The 16,592-nt window shown below is 38.8% G+C and carries 16 protein-coding genes and 1 riboswitch; of the genes, 10 read left to right on the forward strand and 6 right to left on the reverse strand.

The features are described 5' to 3' along the window. Positions 1-514: 514 nt before the first annotated feature. Positions 515-1,501, forward strand: a complete 987-nt coding sequence (locus NLX67_RS21230; protein WP_254313406.1) for a coiled-coil domain-containing protein — start codon at positions 515-517, stop codon at positions 1,499-1,501. 253 nt (positions 1,502-1,754) lie between these two features. On the opposite strand, the gene NLX67_RS21235 is transcribed toward NLX67_RS21230, so the two are convergent. Both NLX67_RS21235 and NLX67_RS21240 read right to left on the reverse strand, forming a co-directional pair. Beyond that, positions 1,755-2,615, reverse strand: coding sequence for a DUF4352 domain-containing protein (locus NLX67_RS21235; protein WP_254313407.1), 861 nt, complete (start codon positions 2,613-2,615; stop codon positions 1,755-1,757). A gap of 120 nt (positions 2,616-2,735) precedes the next feature. Next, positions 2,736-3,350 (reverse strand): MerR family transcriptional regulator, encoded by a 615-nt coding sequence (locus tag NLX67_RS21240; RefSeq protein ID WP_254313408.1) that lies wholly within the window; start codon positions 3,348-3,350, stop codon positions 2,736-2,738. A 150-nt stretch (positions 3,351-3,500) separates the two neighbouring features. Between NLX67_RS21240 and NLX67_RS21245 the strand changes: the two genes are divergently transcribed. Beyond that, positions 3,501-4,202: a hypothetical protein gene (locus NLX67_RS21245; RefSeq protein ID WP_254313409.1), complete on the forward strand. Its 702-nt coding sequence runs from the start codon at positions 3,501-3,503 to the stop codon at positions 4,200-4,202. After that, positions 4,199-4,591: a hypothetical protein gene (locus tag NLX67_RS21250; RefSeq protein WP_254313410.1), complete on the forward strand. Its 393-nt coding sequence runs from the start codon at positions 4,199-4,201 to the stop codon at positions 4,589-4,591. The genes NLX67_RS21245 and NLX67_RS21250 overlap by 4 nt, the downstream gene beginning before the upstream one ends. An 87-nt stretch (positions 4,592-4,678) precedes the next feature. On the opposite strand, the gene NLX67_RS21255 is transcribed toward NLX67_RS21250, so the two are convergent. Continuing rightward, positions 4,679-6,091, reverse strand: coding sequence for a hypothetical protein (locus NLX67_RS21255; protein ID WP_254313411.1), 1,413 nt, complete (start codon positions 6,089-6,091; stop codon positions 4,679-4,681). 1,068 nt (positions 6,092-7,159) lie between these two features. On the opposite strand from NLX67_RS21255, the gene NLX67_RS21260 reads away from it, so the two are divergent. The 3 genes from NLX67_RS21260 (at position 7,160) to NLX67_RS21270 (ending at position 9,059) form a co-directional block, all read left to right on the forward strand. Then, positions 7,160-7,771, forward strand: coding sequence for a hypothetical protein (locus NLX67_RS21260; protein ID WP_254313412.1), 612 nt, complete (start codon positions 7,160-7,162; stop codon positions 7,769-7,771). 677 nt (positions 7,772-8,448) lie between these two features. Then, complete coding sequence (locus NLX67_RS21265; RefSeq protein ID WP_254313413.1) at positions 8,449-8,652, forward strand: hypothetical protein; 204 nt, start codon at positions 8,449-8,451, stop codon at positions 8,650-8,652. Positions 8,653-8,723: 71 nt separating this feature from the next. After that, positions 8,724-9,059 (forward strand): hypothetical protein, encoded by a 336-nt coding sequence (locus tag NLX67_RS21270; RefSeq protein ID WP_254313414.1) that lies wholly within the window; start codon positions 8,724-8,726, stop codon positions 9,057-9,059. Positions 9,060-10,022: 963 nt separating this feature from the next. Here NLX67_RS21270 and NLX67_RS21275 read toward each other — a convergent pair. Together NLX67_RS21275 and NLX67_RS21280 are read right to left on the reverse strand one after the other, a co-directional pair. Then, the gene (locus NLX67_RS21275; RefSeq protein ID WP_254313415.1) at positions 10,023-11,471 is read right to left on the reverse strand and encodes a hypothetical protein; all 1,449 of its coding nucleotides are present in this window, start codon (positions 11,469-11,471) and stop codon (positions 10,023-10,025) included. A 340-nt stretch (positions 11,472-11,811) separates the two neighbouring features. Further along, positions 11,812-12,345: a tyrosine-type recombinase/integrase gene (locus NLX67_RS21280; protein WP_254313416.1), complete on the reverse strand. Its 534-nt coding sequence runs from the start codon at positions 12,343-12,345 to the stop codon at positions 11,812-11,814. A gap of 213 nt (positions 12,346-12,558) precedes the next feature. On the opposite strand from NLX67_RS21280, the gene NLX67_RS21285 reads away from it, so the two are divergent. From NLX67_RS21285 to NLX67_RS21295, 3 genes are all read left to right on the forward strand, one after another. Continuing rightward, on the forward strand, positions 12,559-13,056 hold the full coding sequence (locus tag NLX67_RS21285) for a hypothetical protein (protein ID WP_254313417.1): 498 nt from the start codon (positions 12,559-12,561) through the stop codon (positions 13,054-13,056). Positions 13,057-13,478: 422 nt separating this feature from the next. After that, complete coding sequence (locus NLX67_RS21290) at positions 13,479-13,931, forward strand: CBO0543 family protein (RefSeq protein ID WP_254313418.1); 453 nt, start codon at positions 13,479-13,481, stop codon at positions 13,929-13,931. A 299-nt stretch (positions 13,932-14,230) separates the two neighbouring features. After that, positions 14,231-14,593, forward strand: coding sequence for a group I truncated hemoglobin (locus tag NLX67_RS21295; protein ID WP_254313419.1), 363 nt, complete (start codon positions 14,231-14,233; stop codon positions 14,591-14,593). A gap of 119 nt (positions 14,594-14,712) precedes the next feature. On the opposite strand, the gene sda is transcribed toward NLX67_RS21295, so the two are convergent. Then, positions 14,713-14,856, reverse strand: a complete 144-nt coding sequence (sda, locus tag NLX67_RS21300; protein WP_254313420.1) for a sporulation histidine kinase inhibitor Sda — start codon at positions 14,854-14,856, stop codon at positions 14,713-14,715. Between the two features lie 584 nt (positions 14,857-15,440). Next, positions 15,441-15,526, forward strand: a riboswitch (cyclic di-GMP riboswitch). Here sda and NLX67_RS21305 point away from each other — a divergent pair. After that, complete coding sequence (locus NLX67_RS21305; protein WP_254313421.1) at positions 15,507-16,484, forward strand: GGDEF domain-containing protein; 978 nt, start codon at positions 15,507-15,509, stop codon at positions 16,482-16,484. Its footprint overlaps the riboswitch before it by 20 nt. The last annotated feature ends 108 nt before the right edge of the window (positions 16,485-16,592 follow it).

A 16,592-nucleotide genomic window follows, 5' to 3' on the forward strand; every position in this document is an offset into this window, starting at 1 on the left:
TTTTTTAAAGAGGGTGCTGACAGGGACGAGAAGCACGCTGAAGAAGGACCCTAATCATGTAACCAAGAAAATAAAAAAAAGAATGCAACATAATAGTTATTATGTTGCATTCAATTATAGACAAGAAAACAGGCGCCATCCCTTGAAATAGAAGGGATGGCGCCTGTTTTGGTTTGGCAGCTACTCGTTCAATCTAACATATTAGACATATATGTTAGATTGAACGCAACATAATAAATCGGAACGGAGATATAAATTATAATATCACACCCCACTCATACGAAAAATTTGAAAGTACTGCTTTATGGGAAATTGTCTGTTTTGAGTGGATAATATTATCTCTTTAATTAAGATAATATCACTAAAAAAGAAAGTAGCAGAAGGATTTTGTTCTTCTAAAGATAATGTTATAATATAGTAAACTGCGTAAACCATTGGTAAACCAATAATTTTAATAGTTAACTATTAATTTTTAGGTAAACTAGAGTATGAACAAAAAAAAGGAGTGATAAAAATGGCTGAATTTGAGAGAAGAGATAAGAGCAAAGCATTTAAAGCCACGCCCGATACCGTGGAAAAAATTAATCGCATTATCAAAGAATCGCATAAAACCGAAGCCGAATTTTTCGAGGAGTTAGTAAACAACTTATCCATCGAAAAAGTGATGGATGATGCAGCTGTTTTTGCCCCTGATCTGCGCCGACACTTCGAATCCGATATACAGAAACTAAAAAATGCGACCAATTCAATCATGTCCATTTTTGCCAGCCAGATGGAGAATCTGTCTGTTGAAAAAAACCAATGGGAATCTATAATGGGAAAACGTTTGGACGATAAACAGATGGAGCTGAACGTGATTCAAGATCAATTGGACGCTTTAAATAATCTATTTCAAAAAAACCAATCAGAACATGAAGAACTGGTTCAGAGCCATGGCATTGTTTTAAAAGAGCGTGACACACTGCTAAAAAGGACAGAAGACCAAGAGCAGCTAATTTCGGATCGAAACGAAAAAATTCAGGATCAACAACAACGAATCAACCAGCTGAATGAAACCATCGTTAGTAAAGACGAAGAGTTAAAAGCCGTCGGACCAATCCTGGAAGAAAACCGTCAATTTACAGAGGCGATCAAAGGATTAAACCAAAAAATTGAAAATTTAAATGAATCCTTAACCAAACAAAAAGAAGACTCAGTTGATGCTTTGGCAAAACAAGAAGAAACTTTGAATTTTGTGCACTCAAAAGAGTTGTATGAACAAGAAAAACAACTGACAAGACAATTCAGCGACGAAAAAGAAAAATTGTGGGATGAAGTCCGAGAAAAAACAGAAAAAGCTATACGTCCGTTCTATTTAGAAGAAATGGAACGAAGAGAAACCGATCTAAAAAACCAAATCCAACAGCTTCAAGAACAAATAAAAGGTCAAGAACAAACAAAAGTGCCTACTCCTCCAAAACGAAACAACCGTCAGAACCAAAAAAAACCAACCCAGGACTAATCCTTAGGTTGGTTTTTTTATTTCTCTGCTTATAAAAAAGTTTGCTTATTATATAATAGTTTACTTCTAAAATTATTAGTTTACAGATGGTTTACTTAGATTACTAAGTATTAAAAATTGAAGTTCCACCATTTTTTCTTTAACGTTTGTTTCTGCTGTTGGTCAATTGCCTCCAACAATTTACGCTGTCAAAGATTCGGATCATCTTTGCAAAGCCTTTACCACAGGGGCTAAACATGGAAACTGGCATGTGTTATTTAAGCTGAAGAATTTCATAGTCGCCGCCTGACCACCCGAGCCCCGAAGACAATTCCAGACTGTAATGGGCCACATCAGGAGGGAGTTCAAATACGACTTTCCCCTTTTTGCTCAGGCCAGGGTTCACATCTTCAAAAATCAAATCTTCTTCCTCAAGCAGGGCGGTGATTTCGTACTCATCCGACGGATTGTATTCATTTCCCTGATCGTCCTTTAGCTTAAACAAGTTACTGCCGACCGCCCGTGTTCTCTTATCCAGATTTTTCACCGTGAAATCAACAATCACAAGCTTGTTTTCCGTTTCATAGCTCTCTATGAATTCGTTACTGCTGGGGATGATCTGGTCTTCCTTCACAGATGCAACCACAAACTCAAAATCACCCGTGCGGATCGGGCTGCCCATAGTATGCGCTTTCTCTGTTTCCTTGGCAGGCTTCTTCGTTACAGGAGCGCTGGCCTGTTCAGCGTCCTGCCCCTCACGGGCTTCATCTGGGCTATCTACTGGAACATCTGCTACCTCTTCCGTCCGAACGGCAGGTTCCTCCTTAGGAGAATCAATCATCGAACCCGTGATGAGAGCCAGCAAAAAGGCTGCGGCCATTTGGAGAAACCGCTTTCGGGCTGTTCCGTCCCGTTCAATCACTCCTGTAATGCCCATAACAAGCAGAACAGCAGCTGCAAGAAGGAAAGATAAAGCAAGGGTGCTCCAAGTAGAGGTAATGATAGAGAGGATAACAGCTCCCCCCATCCATAAAAACCGCTTTTTGGCTGTTCCGTTCCGTTTTACCAGGCCTGCAATTCCCAAAACAAACAGGACCGCTGCTGAAAGCATTAACAAGAAGGAAACAAAAGCCAAGAAAAAACCTCCTCTGAGAGATGAATATGAATAGTGTAGCACGGAATGTCATTGGTGGAAAAATTCTCTTATTGGACATGATGCTTCTAAGGATGATCTAATCCCCAAATGGTATTTAGATCACCTGAAAACGCGCCTGAACCAGCTTTTTTTTGCGTTTTTTTCGGTTAAATCTGCTTCCAGGAGCAGTTTTTCCTCTATTTCCTGCCTTACGGCCGCTTCGATCTTCGCTTTTTCCTTCAGTAAAGCCAGCTCCACTGCTTCATTCACGGCTTTTTCGAAACGATCCTGCATAACTTCAGCCATCTCCAAGGCCAATTCCTTCTTAAACTGATCCAGCTGTTCCTGCTGCGTCTGGGCCAGCTCTTGGATGAGCTCTTTTTTAAATTCAGACAAGCGTTCCGAAGGCGTTTCGAGTGCGTTTTCAAAGCGTGAAACGGTATGCGTTTTATCCCCGTTTTCCACAGGTTCAGGCGCGTTGTAATCGCCTTTCTGCCAATTTTCCGCAATGCTCTTGATCACTTCCGCTTGTGGCTGTTGTAAATCAATCAGTTTTTTCATTTCAGCCAGTAGCCGAATATCTTTTTCATAGTAAATGCGCTGTTTCTTTTTATTTCTTTCAAATTCAACTCCCGCAGCTTCCAACCTTAAGCTCCATCCTCGCAGCGTTTCAGAAGCGATGCCTACCCGTTCGGCTGCCGTTTTGGAGAAATAACCTAAGTTTCCCTCATCCATTTTTCTAATCACCTGCCCCGTTTTTAACACGTTCTATATGCGTTTTAAATACACTTCCTAACATAATAGACCCTAACTGATTTTCACGCTATGGTCCACTTTGTTTATTAAGGTATAATAAGGTAAAAAAATGTCGTATGAGGTGGCATCTTGAAATACATAAGATATATATTTCTTGGATTTGGATTCATAGCAGTATTAATTGGTCTTGTTATATCAGCGTTCCTAGTCACAGATAAATGGGTGATTCCTAAGTATGGCAACAGTAAAACGGATTTCTTCGACGCGCTCGCGGGTGTCTCGACCACGGTTGCAACAATAGGAGGTTTGCTCATACTTATTATCACGTTTTTCACGTACTGGGAAACGAGAAAACAAAGGATTTCCAGGGAAGAACCTACGGTTTCATTACGGCTTGTGCCAGATGAAAAGAACTCTAATTTTCTAAATGTTTCCCTGAAAAATTCAGGAGGCGGACCTGCGTATGACCTCCGCGCACATTTTTCTCCCGATCTGCCCTATGAAAACATTACGTTGAACCAATTAAGCATGTTTAGAAGGTTACCCTTATTGGATGCTGGCGAGGAGATTATGTTTTTTTACGACTCGATTGTTGACTATATGCGTTATCCTAATAACCCTAAATCCGTAACAGCCACCGTAACCTATTTTACTCTGCCCGAAGGGAATCGTTCAGCAAAACCCCTTTTCAGAACTTTTGAGTTAAATTTTGAAGAGCGTTTCGGGCAACGGCAAATTATAAAAAAAGACATGAGCAACCTTGTTAACGAGATTGAAGAGCTAAAAAATGTCCTCCTGATTACATCCTTGAAGCGAGGCGATAGCGATTGATTGAAGAATTGTTCTACCGTAAATACAAAAATTTAAAGCCGATTGAATTGACGGACTGTACACTGTACATCGGAATCGAACCGTTTAAAGTAACCGAAGCTTATATTTTTATAAAGCAAACATATGTGAAAGTCACCGAAGTGGGCGACAACAGGGCTCAAGGCAGCAAGGAAACCGATCGTTACTACAAAGGGTATTTCACTGTTCAAGCCAATCGTGACCTGTCACATGAGTCAGGGGAAGGTAATGGTCTTATCGGTTATAGGGGAAATGAACGCTACCATTTGCATGATGTGACAGTGGTTGGCAGCCAGTACTACCTTTTTAGTGGGATTTTGAATGCAAGGTTTCGATTTATGGATTATAAAATCACTAAAACCAACCGTTAATCTATCTAATTATCTAATAATAAACCACTGTTGGAAAACGCCCAAAAAACGCCCGCACAACGGGCGTTTTTCCAGCGATTCGTATCGTTATTTCGGATCGCCTTTACGTTGGGCTTTTAATTCTTTTATGTACGCTCTTCTTTTCTCTTTTTGTTCTTTTATCCTGTACTCCTGATTCGTCGACGTTTTCGCATGACCTAACTGTTCAGCTACGTACAAGTCGATCAGGTTTTCAATCGGGTACTCCAGCAGCTTTTCTTTCGTGAATTTCGGCTCTTTCGGTGCTGCCTCTTTCCCATGGTTCGTTCGATACCGTTTTTTCGTTCCATCCTTCAGCGTTTTCCACGCGTAGTCCTTCGGACTTTTTTCAGGATTCAGGCTTGGATCCACGCCTACCTGTTGCAGAATTTTTTCTACCATCTCTTCTTTCGTCAAATCGCCTTTTAGCGCCCGTTTAAACAGCGCATTTTCTGTTCTTTCCACGTACGCTTTGCGACAATCATGGACACCGCTGTATTTTACTTTCCCGTCACGGCAGCACTCCTTGACCAAAGCCCGCACTTTGTCCTGGCTGAAGTTGTTAAACAGCTCTTCTGATGGCGGGATGCCCGTTTCTTTCTGGTATTGATCCAGCAGATCAAATACCTTTTTATCCACGTCCAACACTATCCGTGGACGGTCTTGTTTCGTCATGCCGTATTTGGTCATGCGGATTGTTTTGGCTTCGGAATCAAAGCAGTCCGCACTCGAGTTAAGCAATTCACTGTTTCGAAACGTGCCGTACACCAGGCAAGCCACCGCCAATTTTTCCTGCGTCGAATATTTATCGTTCTTTAACGCCTGCCTCAGGATGATTTTTGCCTGTCTGTCGGTGTATCCCGTCCCGCGCTTCACTTCATCCTGCGAAAAATCGCCGATTTTACCCCGCATTTTATCCCTGAATTCCTGGTTGTAGAGCTTTTTGGAACTTTTAATCGCTTTTCCGAACTCCCGCCCCTCTATTGGAACCAGTGCATCTTCTGGATTTTTGCTTACGGCAGCAAAGTATTTATAAACCGAATCGACATAGCCATCGTACGTTTTTTTGCTGTATCGGTCTTTTCCTTCACCGCCCGTGTTTTCAGCGATGGTATCAAAAAATTCTTCTGTGTTTTTTTCGTTAATTTCGCCGAGAGACGAAATTCCTTTATGGATGACATTCCACTTTATGAATGTTTTTGCCATGGTGACGTATTTGTCTTTCGTGCTCACGGTATCTAGATTTTCTTTATACAGCTTCCCTGGTCGATTAAATGGTGCATCTCCCCGTTTTTCCCGCACTTCTTTTGGCACAATGTTCATGACTTTTGGGAGATGCTGCTCCACGTATTCGATCGCCAGCTTGTCATACACTTTTTCCTGTGCCCGACTCGAAAAATTTAATTGGTTCATCACATGGTACCCGTTTTTTTTTCTGCTTCGGATTTGGCCACGTTTCTTTTTCCCGCCCTTTCGTGCCATTATGCCACCTCCTTTTTTCGATTTTCCTGCCTCATCATACATACAAAATTCGTTTCTGGATGAAATTTTCCGACTAATTTATTTTGGTTCAACCCCTTGCGAATCCGTGGATTGGTTCTTCTTTTCTGGCCTAGCATATCCTCTACCTGTAAAAGGTAGAGGATTACCCTTAAAACCAGGGAAATGTCGGTACCCGACTTTTCCCTCCAAGAGCATTCGCCCCGCATCACGTCTGCATTTGCAGGCTCACGGCCTCCAGCCGTTCACTGCCAAATGGCAGCCGTTCGCGCGCTCACTAAAACCAAAAAACGCCCAAAATGGGCGTTTTTCAAATGCAAAAGAGCACTTCCTTCTCTCAATTTTTAAAACTGGCGTTTAAAAATTGAGAGCAATCAGCGCAGCAATTATAGCGACTACATTTTGGCTCGGCTGGTCCACAGTCCCGTGACCCAACGTCCATACCCCTACAATCGTGTGCTCGTTATTAGCCCTCCACCTGTTGAATCAATTAACAGGACACCGACGGTGTGCAGGAGTTTTTATCGACTAATAAGAGCGGGGTAGTCTCAGATTTAGCTTTTTCTTCATCCATCTTTTTCATCCTCAAGCAGACCCAACATTGCTTCTACAACTGATTTGATCCACTCCATTCAGTGAACTCTCCACGTTTATACTTTCATCATTTTTCCCCTCCCGTTTTTTATCCTTCACATCAGTTTGTTCCAAGCTAGAAATCAACATCAAAATCCTTTTGAAACTCTTATTTTCCACTTCCTTTCGAGCATGATGCAGCGTTGGCAAGACACTCCGTACTTATAATGGCGTATTTTATGATGTTTCCCAATGCAAAAAAACAGGCATCTTCTCTAATTTTTTAGAATCCTGTTTTCCTTTTTTTTTGAATACCACCCCGAAGAGTAGCATGCGTACTTCTCGTTGAACGAAAAGCTCTATAAATCCCCGAAGAGATAAATAAATTTAAACGATTTCCTTGTCTATATTTTAACTTGAATTTACAATTTTTTCATAAAATTTACTTATAATTACATAAAAAGGGGTTGATTGCATATGGATTTTGAAGAATTGAAACAATACAAACCAAATATACCCTTTAGGGTAATCGAAAAGGACCTGGGCCTTGTCCCAGCACTGCGGAGAAAGGCCTTTTTCAGTGAAGAAGATATGAGTATTGACCACAGCAACGAACGGTTATCAAAAGGAGAAGTGGAAATCCCTGTTTTTAAGGATTCGACTATTCGGCCGCTTGGATTTAAAGGGAAGTTATTATCCTACCAACTGGAAAATTTAGGATGTGGATTTTATGCGATCCACCACAAAAGAGGGAAAATAGCACCGAAAGGGAATGACAGGCAGCACCCAAACGAGGAAATCGACCGAAAAAAAGGAGGAATCTTCACCTTTTATATTGTTTATAACAGGCAATCAGGTACTTATAAATACCTTGAAAGCAAAAAAATGTTTCAAACGATGTATCAAGAAATCGATGAGTTGAAAAAGAGCGAGGCTGTACAGGAATTGATTAACGATTTTATTGATTGGATACAGTCCTTCTGGACTTTTGAATTCAAAAACAACCACAATTTCGGAACGGTCACATCGAAACAAACCTATTCCGACTACTTAAAAATCGTTGGTATGCTTGAAAAAAAATACCGATGATAAGACGCTATCATCTGCTTTTGAACATCTTCGGAAACATATGTGATACAACACATGCTTACATCACGCAAAGCTTAAAAATGCTCGAAAAACACATGAAAAACGCAAAAGACCATATCCATTATTATTTTCCCACCGCGAACATACATGTTGACCACCACAAAGATGAACTTCACGGGAAACCACTGTTGGACTTCATACACTACCTCCAATCGAGGATTATTGTCAGAGGTTATTTTGTTGATCGAGACGCAAAAAAAGCATATCCAAATATTTCAGAAGTTTTCCATCGTGAACAGTTCGCCACAGCGTTTGAAAGTGACAGCAGCAAACAGGAAAGAATCCATGAACTTTTAAAGAAAACTCTTGATAAATCCAACAGCACTTTTTTTAAACTCTGACACTCCCATGGCTGAAGCCATGGGGTTCTGGCTGGATGACGTTTCCCGTGAAACACATACGGGCCGTACGGGCATCTCTCACCAAAAGGACGGAGTCGCGCCCTTTTGCTGAAAAGATGCCCGCCAAAACGGTCCGTATTTTCACTTTTTTTTCGAACGTCCGACCCATTACATGCCGCGAAACCACTATTGGACTTGATTATGGAACGTACGTTTTCTAAAATAAATTAAGGAACGTGAGTTCCTCCAAAATGAAGGAAGAAAGGAGGGAATGTTTTGAATGCAGATGATGAGAGGTTTTGTCATTACTGCTTCACGCAAAAGGGAAATTTATATGCCTTACATGATTGGCGCAAGACAGGCTTGCTGGCCCACTTCTGTTGGGAACACTACGTGGTAGTTAAAGAGTTCCAGGATGTCCAAAAAAGGCAGTTTTTGAGGTATTTTAAGGATTTAGACATCGATATTCACGAAAAATGAATCTGGCATGAAACATTACAAAAGCTTTTACAACAACGAACCTGCCAAAAATCAAAAAGGGCGGTTTTGAGATGAAAAAAGCCATTAATCTACTTGGATCCGCAAAGTTTTCAGCAGAAGAATTTATGATGTATCGATTGCAAAGCATCATAAACAATCAATTTCAATACAGTGAGATTCATCTTTTTATGAGGAATGCAGCCGATTTTTTAGAGTACAGTACGGCCATTGCCAAGCTAGAAGGCAGGAATATGGAACAGGAAAAACAGCACGTCGCAGGACTCACGGATGTACTCATTCGAGAGAATCGTCAATGCGAAGAAAACCTTGTGATTCTGTTAGTCGCATTTCGAGAAAGCATAAAAGAAAACACGATTGAACAGTTTTTGAAGAATATTGAAGATTAAAGTCAGATTATTCAAAAAAAGAAGGCGCATGTTTTCGACATCCGCCTTCTTTAGTCCAGGTACTCGTGCAAATCAATTCACCCCCATCAGAAATGAAAGGTCCAGACAATCGGGGCTTTGATCGCAACCCTCATAAAAGACAAATAACCCAGCCTGATTAAGAGTTCGCGGCTCTCAGGTGGGTTAAATTCGGTTGCTGCGGCCATTCCGAAATAAAGATTTCGCTGATCTCTCGGATGGATAACCCGTCCTAGAGAGTTCGTCAGGCTCTCTAGGATATGGGTTATTAAGTTGAGCTGCTTCTGTCAATCACTTGTACTTATTATAAAACTATTTCAAATATTCTGCAAATAACATGCAGCAGCGTTCGGGTTCCTGCCCTAGTGGCGCCACGATCCCCGCTAACAGGTTATCAGAGCGCTCAGATTCGCCCAGGAGCGTTTTTAAATTGATTTGAATATCCCAACTCTTAAAAACGCGCGCGCGCCGCGAGGGGCCAAAATAGAGTTTCTATCCACAAGTTGGTGTATGTACTAGTATGGTTTCTCCCAAAAACCTAAAACCAGAAAAGAGTAAGAGTCGTTCATACTTACTGTTCGTCAGGCTACTTGTACAGAGGGGCCGCTCCGCTGCGGGACTACGCCCCCTGAAAACTTAAACATAATGTGTATAATACACATACTTCTTTTATCACAAAAGGGTAAGACCATCTATCCTTATAAAGGGACAACCCTGACACCCCCCCTCACTGAAACCACAAGGACCTCATATCTATTTATACAGGGGTACTTACATAGAGAGACAGTTATCCACAGAGCTCCAGTATCAACAGCCCCCCAGCGGAGGGCTATTCCTTATGTATGCAAAATATGAGGGTTGAACGAACCCTTGGTACGACTGGATTCTTTAAAAAATGAAACTCTAAAAAAATGCCCGTTTTTTATGATTTCGACCCCCAAAAACCTAATTTAAATCAACCACTTTTCCAAGGACATAAACGTTATGATCTTCTTCAATGATGGCCGTTGTATCGCTGTAAATGCCATCCTTCAAGACAAATTCCGTGATTTTGGCCTTGGCATTCCCGCCGCTGCCCTTGCTCTCCCAGTCTATGACGCGTTCTTTTTTGAGCTTGTCCAAATTTCGTTCAATACTTTTAAAAGCGAATTTTTTTCCCAAAGGTGATTCTTGCGTTTGGCAAATATCCTCGATCAATTCTTTTTTCATCATTTCCACTTTTCCGCCCCGATCGCGGAAGTAGCCAATAATCGCCTGCTGGTTTTCAGTCATGTTATGACGTATAGACCGCTGGTACTGGCCTCGATAAATTCGAAGGTTAAATTCAATCCCAGTTAAAGCTTCGATCCTTTCTTTACTCGGACCCATGTATTTCCCGCTGTAAGCACTCTTAATAGATGCCCTTAGTTCGCTTAAACGATAAGGTTTCCCTTTCTGATCCACGTATGGATACCACTTGTTTAGCAGATAATCTTCCGTTTCTTCTTTTGTCTTTCCAAGTGCATAATGAAGTAGCGCCAAAGTAAAAGCTGCTTGGTTTCGGCTTCCGTCAAATTCGTGTTCTTGCAGGGCTTTTATCGCATCGTGATTCCAAAGCATGTGCTCCGTCAGCGAAGTTACTTTCCCTGACGTTGTATACGTTTTTTTATTTTCTTCTTTCAACTGCTGCAACCACCAGTTTTTCAAATCATTAAAATCTATTGGATCACCAGCGAAATAGAAAATTTTTTGATCCTTTTTTGGAATAGAATAAAGGTGATTCCCCCCATTAGCTCCTTCATCCGTCCCGATTTTTTTCGCAATCTTGGCCTGGATACGGTTAAAAAGATAAACACTTTCTGTTTTTCCGTTAACTGTTGTGTGTTGGAGTCCCACATGGTAACTGCCTTTTGTCTCGGATTCCTTAATAAATCTTGGTGTAAACCCTATTTCCCTTCGGAAAATTTCCCACACCTGCAAAGGCGAAAAAGCTTTTCCGTTCGATTGGCGCAACTCGAAATCAAAAACCATCCATTGGAGACAGCGTAGATTTTCTGCGCTTCGGGTTTCCCACTTGTAGAACGTATTCGGACAAAAATGCTCCGCCCACTTAGCGTAGTATAGAAGCTCATCCATTGAATTGCAGTGACGCTCCTGGTCATATCCTCGGTAGACCACCATTACGTAATCTTTATTTTTAAAGCGATCCCCCACGATGACGTTAAAAAATTCTTCAAGCGTTAGAACCTTATCGGGTTGAAAACAATATTTTAGCCGTACATTATCATAGCAATTAGTTAATTTTCCTTTTATTTTTCTTGACGTTATTTTTTTGTCTCCGTTTGGCAGCAATTCAGTTTCCGCCATAACGGCATAATTTCCGTACTGAAATGTGTTTAGTTCTTTCTTTCCCATAACAAATAACCCTCCCGTAAGTAAACAGAACTTTCGGCAAGGCAGGATCCCAGAATATTTTTTTTATATCTCCAAAAGGAAACGATAACTTTCTTGAAAAATTACCGCTATGAGAATATAATCAAAATATAACTTTAAATTTCACCACAAAAATCCTTGCCATGGGTTTTTATGTGGGTTTGGTGGGTTTCTCCTGCCGAGAAGAAGACTGTGCGACCAACACGGTCTTTTTCTTTTGCCTTTTTTTCTTTATTTATTTTATTTTATATTACTTTTTAATGCTAGTTCTCTACTAAATTTTTCGACTAAATTCGATGTAATCCTAGTTGATCCACTGTTTTTAGCTCCACGAAATCTTCGCATTTAAATCATTTACTTCTGTTTCATCTATTCCAAGATATTTCCTTGTTTCTGTACTGCTTTTGTGGCCCAGGAGCTGTCCTGTTTTCACGATGTCGTGTCCTGATGCAACATAAAAGCGCCAGGCAGCCGTTTTTCTTGTGGTATGGCAGCTAACCAAAGACTTGTCCATTCCCACCATATCCGCGGCCCATTTCAGCATCTGGTGAACCCATTGTCGTGTGAAATCGAAAATGACGTCATTTTCTTTTTTGTGTTCCAAATACATTTCCATTTTGGCTCTGCATTTGTCGTTCAAGGCGATGTGCTTGACCACGCCTGTTTTTTGCGTTTTTACGTAGACCACGCCGTTTTTAATATCCTTTTTCTTCAAAGCCAAAATGTCAGATACTCTTAATGCAGTTGAAAGAGCAAATTCGAGATACAAGGCATATGTAAATCCGTTTGGCCTGGATGCCAAAACTTCCATCATGTCATCGATTGTTTTTTTATCTTTTATGGGAATACAAGGCACGAAAAAACCTCCTATATCGTAAATATCACTTTACATTTATTAATTCAATAACAAAATAAAAAACCCTTCTTTGATTTGAAAGGTTTTTTCACTTTACATAAATAAGTTTTTGTAAAGTTCGTGAAAGAATGTACTTCAGTTTAGTTGAACAAGGATTACAATTTATATAATTGAAACATAAAAGAATATAGGGAAAAAAGAGGGGGGTATACAGTGAAAATTGCAAAGATTACGCTATTCGTTGTTAGCATCTTAGCATTAGGAGTCTTCCTACTAGTTAACCAAATGACTCCAATTCCAGGAACTTCATCTGGAAACGGTAATCCAGCTTTGTTGATAGCTTGGATTCTAATTCCACTACTCATCTTTATGGTAATATTATGGGTTCGAATTTTTCGTGTGCATTCGATTAGCAACACTGTTTTTATCATCAGCATATTCGGCATTCTCGTTCACTTAACAGTTGCCTTTTTTTATCAAAAAAATGAATTGAATGAATATCGCCAAGTCATAAAAGATGCATTAATAAAAAGAAACGGTGTTGCAGATGCGGAATATATTCAAAGCATTACTTCAGGATTGAGTTTTCATGTGAACAACCAGTATTTTAATATAAATACTTATTTTATGTTTGTAACCTTTTCGATTTTCGTTGCTATTGTGTATACCCTTTGGGACCTTTGGGAAAAGAAAGAAAAAAGCCAGCAGTAAGTGATTTTTCTTTCTCTTTTGTTAGAACACATTTACCCTTCTTATTCCACTAACGGGTGCGTTAGTGAAGAAAAGGATTGTCAAAAAGACAGTCCTTTTTGGTCAGATTAACATAAATCCATTTTTGTAAAGTTCGTGAAAGAATGTACTTAAACTAACGAGCAGGTTAGTTGAAAAATTGAACCATAAAACTCGTTTACTAATGCAACAAAATGCCTATTATGTTGCATGAAAGTGAAACCCTCCTGGCTTTTAAAAGCCAGGAGGGTTGTTTTTCTTAATCTTCTTTCTTTGTTGTAATGCTTTCTCTGGAAAGGCAAGACGACGGTTTTCATAGTGTATATGTACCTCGAGAAGTGGATAGTCTACGGATAGTTATTCTGGATTTTTAGATTTGCGATGCAAAAAAGGAGATAGGTGAAATGGTTTTTTCAATTGCTTTCTTTGTAATTCCGTGGGTTATTGCTCTAGTGCATCTACAATTGAAAGATAAAAAACTTATACCATTGATTGCTCCTTTTGCTTCTGTTAATGCGTTATTAGTCAATGGACTTGGAGTGGACTTCGGTTTTTGGCATGTATATCCTTTCACCAAGCGAGAAATCTTATCCACTTTACCATTTAATTTAGGATTCTATCCTGTTTTAGGATGTTATATGATTTATTTTATAAAGAAAAGCAACAAAAGCCCTTACCTTATTGTGTTCTTTATCGCATTTGTAACAACATTAGTTGAGGCTTTGTTTTTTCTATTAGGGAAAGTATCATACGGAAATGGATGGAATGTCTTTTGGACATTTGTTTCTTATCTATTCCCATACATGTTTGGCTATTGGTTTTATCGGTATTTAAGAAAGATTAACCTGATCGAATAGAAATTCAAATACAACATAAATGAAATTATGGGATGTTGCAGAAAAAACCACCTGACTTTTGTAAATCAGGTGGTTTTTGCGTTTTTAGAAAGTTTTCTCAGTTCCAGTTCTTGAAATTGTCTCTTTAATGTGTCTTCGAATACAAAAATATAATTATGCTGCGCTTAAAATGTTTCAGAAATGGTACTGAATACAAAGTAAAAAGCAGCGAGATATCAATGGTTAATAAGCCGTAGGGATTGGAGCTAACATTATTGGGAAAAATGTGATTATAAACATTTAGACAGGAGTGTATAGCAATGGAACAAACACTTTACGAAAAAGTTGGCGGGGAAGAAGCGATTGCAAAAGTGGTGGACTATTTTTATTCCGAATTGGTTCTGAAAGACGATACCGTTAATCACTTTTTTGAACATACAGATATGGAAAAACAGCACCGTCATCAGACAAAATTTATTAGTTTTGCATTAGGTGGACCTAATCAGTATTCAGGAAAATCAATGGCAAAAGCACACGAAGGAATGAATATACAGCCAGCCCAGTTTGACGCTATTGCAAAACATCTTCACGATGCTCTAGCTCACTTTGGGGTAAATGAAGCAGATATAGACACAGCCTTAGGTAAAGTTGCTTCATTAAAAGATGATATTGTTTATAAATGAATGAATAGTTCCACTAATGGGTGTTCATTTGAAAAATGAAATATGAATTTTGATTTACGGATGCAACATAAAGGTTATTTTGTTGTATTTCATTCAAAAACCCCCGACGTTTTAAAACGTCAGAGGTTTTTTGGTGTTTCAGAAAGTTTTCTTAATTGGATTTCTTCCTTTAGCATATTGATGAATTCTTTATCCAAATTCAATTTTTGAGCTTGATGATATGCTTCAAGAAGTTCCTTATCTGATAAAACTGACCTTTTCATGATTCCTCCTGCTTAATTTCACTCAAATACATTATCCTAAAAAAACAGTTTGGAAACCACATTTTTAAAAATAATATCCGCTTCCCAATGCAACAAAATAGCTATTATATTGCATTTAGTTATTTGAAAACAACAATTTTATATGCTTTAGTTTATACAAATATAAAACGAGCTCTACACCTTATGTAAAGGATGAAGGCTCGTTTTATTTAGACAATATACAGACAAGTTACTATTGGGGGATAATAGGTAAGTTACCCAATTAAAAAAAGCTTATACAAACAGAAACTGTGCAGTCCAATAACATAAAATGTTGAATATGAAAAAACAGAATACCACAGCTCGAGGGACATAGAATAAAGAGAGGATTTCCTCCACGGTGTCAATAAAAGAAGACTGTGTTGAACAGTCTTCTTTTTTTATAGTTCAGTTTATTAATGCAACATAATAGGTATTATGTTGTATCAAAAAAGCTTAAGACCACGTGGTCTTAAGCTTTTTTGGCTGCTTATTATTATTGGACGAGGTCTTAGTTATAACACAGAGATTTGTATACAATTAGAGGGTTTTAAGGTATATTTTACTATATAAAAAGGTAAAACCATCGAAAGATGGTGACGCAAAGCTACCGTCCTAAAGAAAATTTTTCTATGGAAGCGGGGTTGCCGAAAGGAGAACCAAAAGATTTTATGCCGAAAAACAAAATAAGCATTATACCTAAGTCTCTGTGGATGGTAGTTATACTATTTTATTCTATTCCTTTTTTTCTTGAAATGTTTATTGAAGGTCATTCCTTATTTGTGGAATTACAAATTTCAATAGCTTGGTTTGGTTGTTTGGTCCCTACTGTAATTTTTACTTACTATCATGGTTTTAAAGGTGGTTTGATTGCAACTATCTTTTCCATCACATTGAATCTGATAACGGAGTTACACGATCATATAAATGGTACTATTCATTCTTTAGAGTGGTACCTATTAATTGAAATAGCCATTGTAAATATGGTTGTTACTATCCCGATTAGTTTTTTAGTCAATAGATTACATGTAAAAAGAACACGGTTAGAAGTTTTAAATGAAGAATTAAAAAGCAAAAATGAATACATTAACAGAATGGCTTATCAAGATTCTTTAACTCAGTTACCTAATCGGCGGTTTTTTGAAAAAAAACTGATAAGGACGTTGAATGAAACGAATGAATCTAACGAACAATTGGCTGTTTTATTTATTGATCTGGATGGTTTTAAAAACGTTAATGATACTCTAGGCCATAATGCTGGAGATCAATTGCTCCAGGAAGTATCCACCCGATTAAAAAGCTGTACTCGTGAAGTAGATACCGTAGCGAGATTAGGAGGAGATGAATTCACTGTACTATTACCTTTCATCAGTTATAAGGATGCTGCTATTCAGGTTGCAGAAAGAATCCTTCAAGAGTTACGACGTTCTTATCTAATAAAGAATATTGAAGTCAAAGTGACACCAAGTATCGGAATTGTATTTTCCGAAAATGTTGAAAATGAAGCAGAAACATTGATTAAATGTGCTGATACAGCTATGTATCAGGCTAAGAAAAAAGGAAAAAACAATTATCAGATATATAATAATATGTTTATTGACGCAACATAATATATATTATGTTGCATTTGGAAAAGGCTCTGGCTTCCTTTGCAGCTGGAGTCTTTAACGTACAATAGGGACAAACAGATGGATAATATAAATCCAACACAAAAAGAA

Origin of the sequence: Domibacillus sp. A3M-37 (assembly GCF_024213455.1) — a bacterium.
GTDB lineage: Bacteria > Bacillota > Bacilli > Bacillales > Domibacillaceae > Domibacillus > Domibacillus tundrae.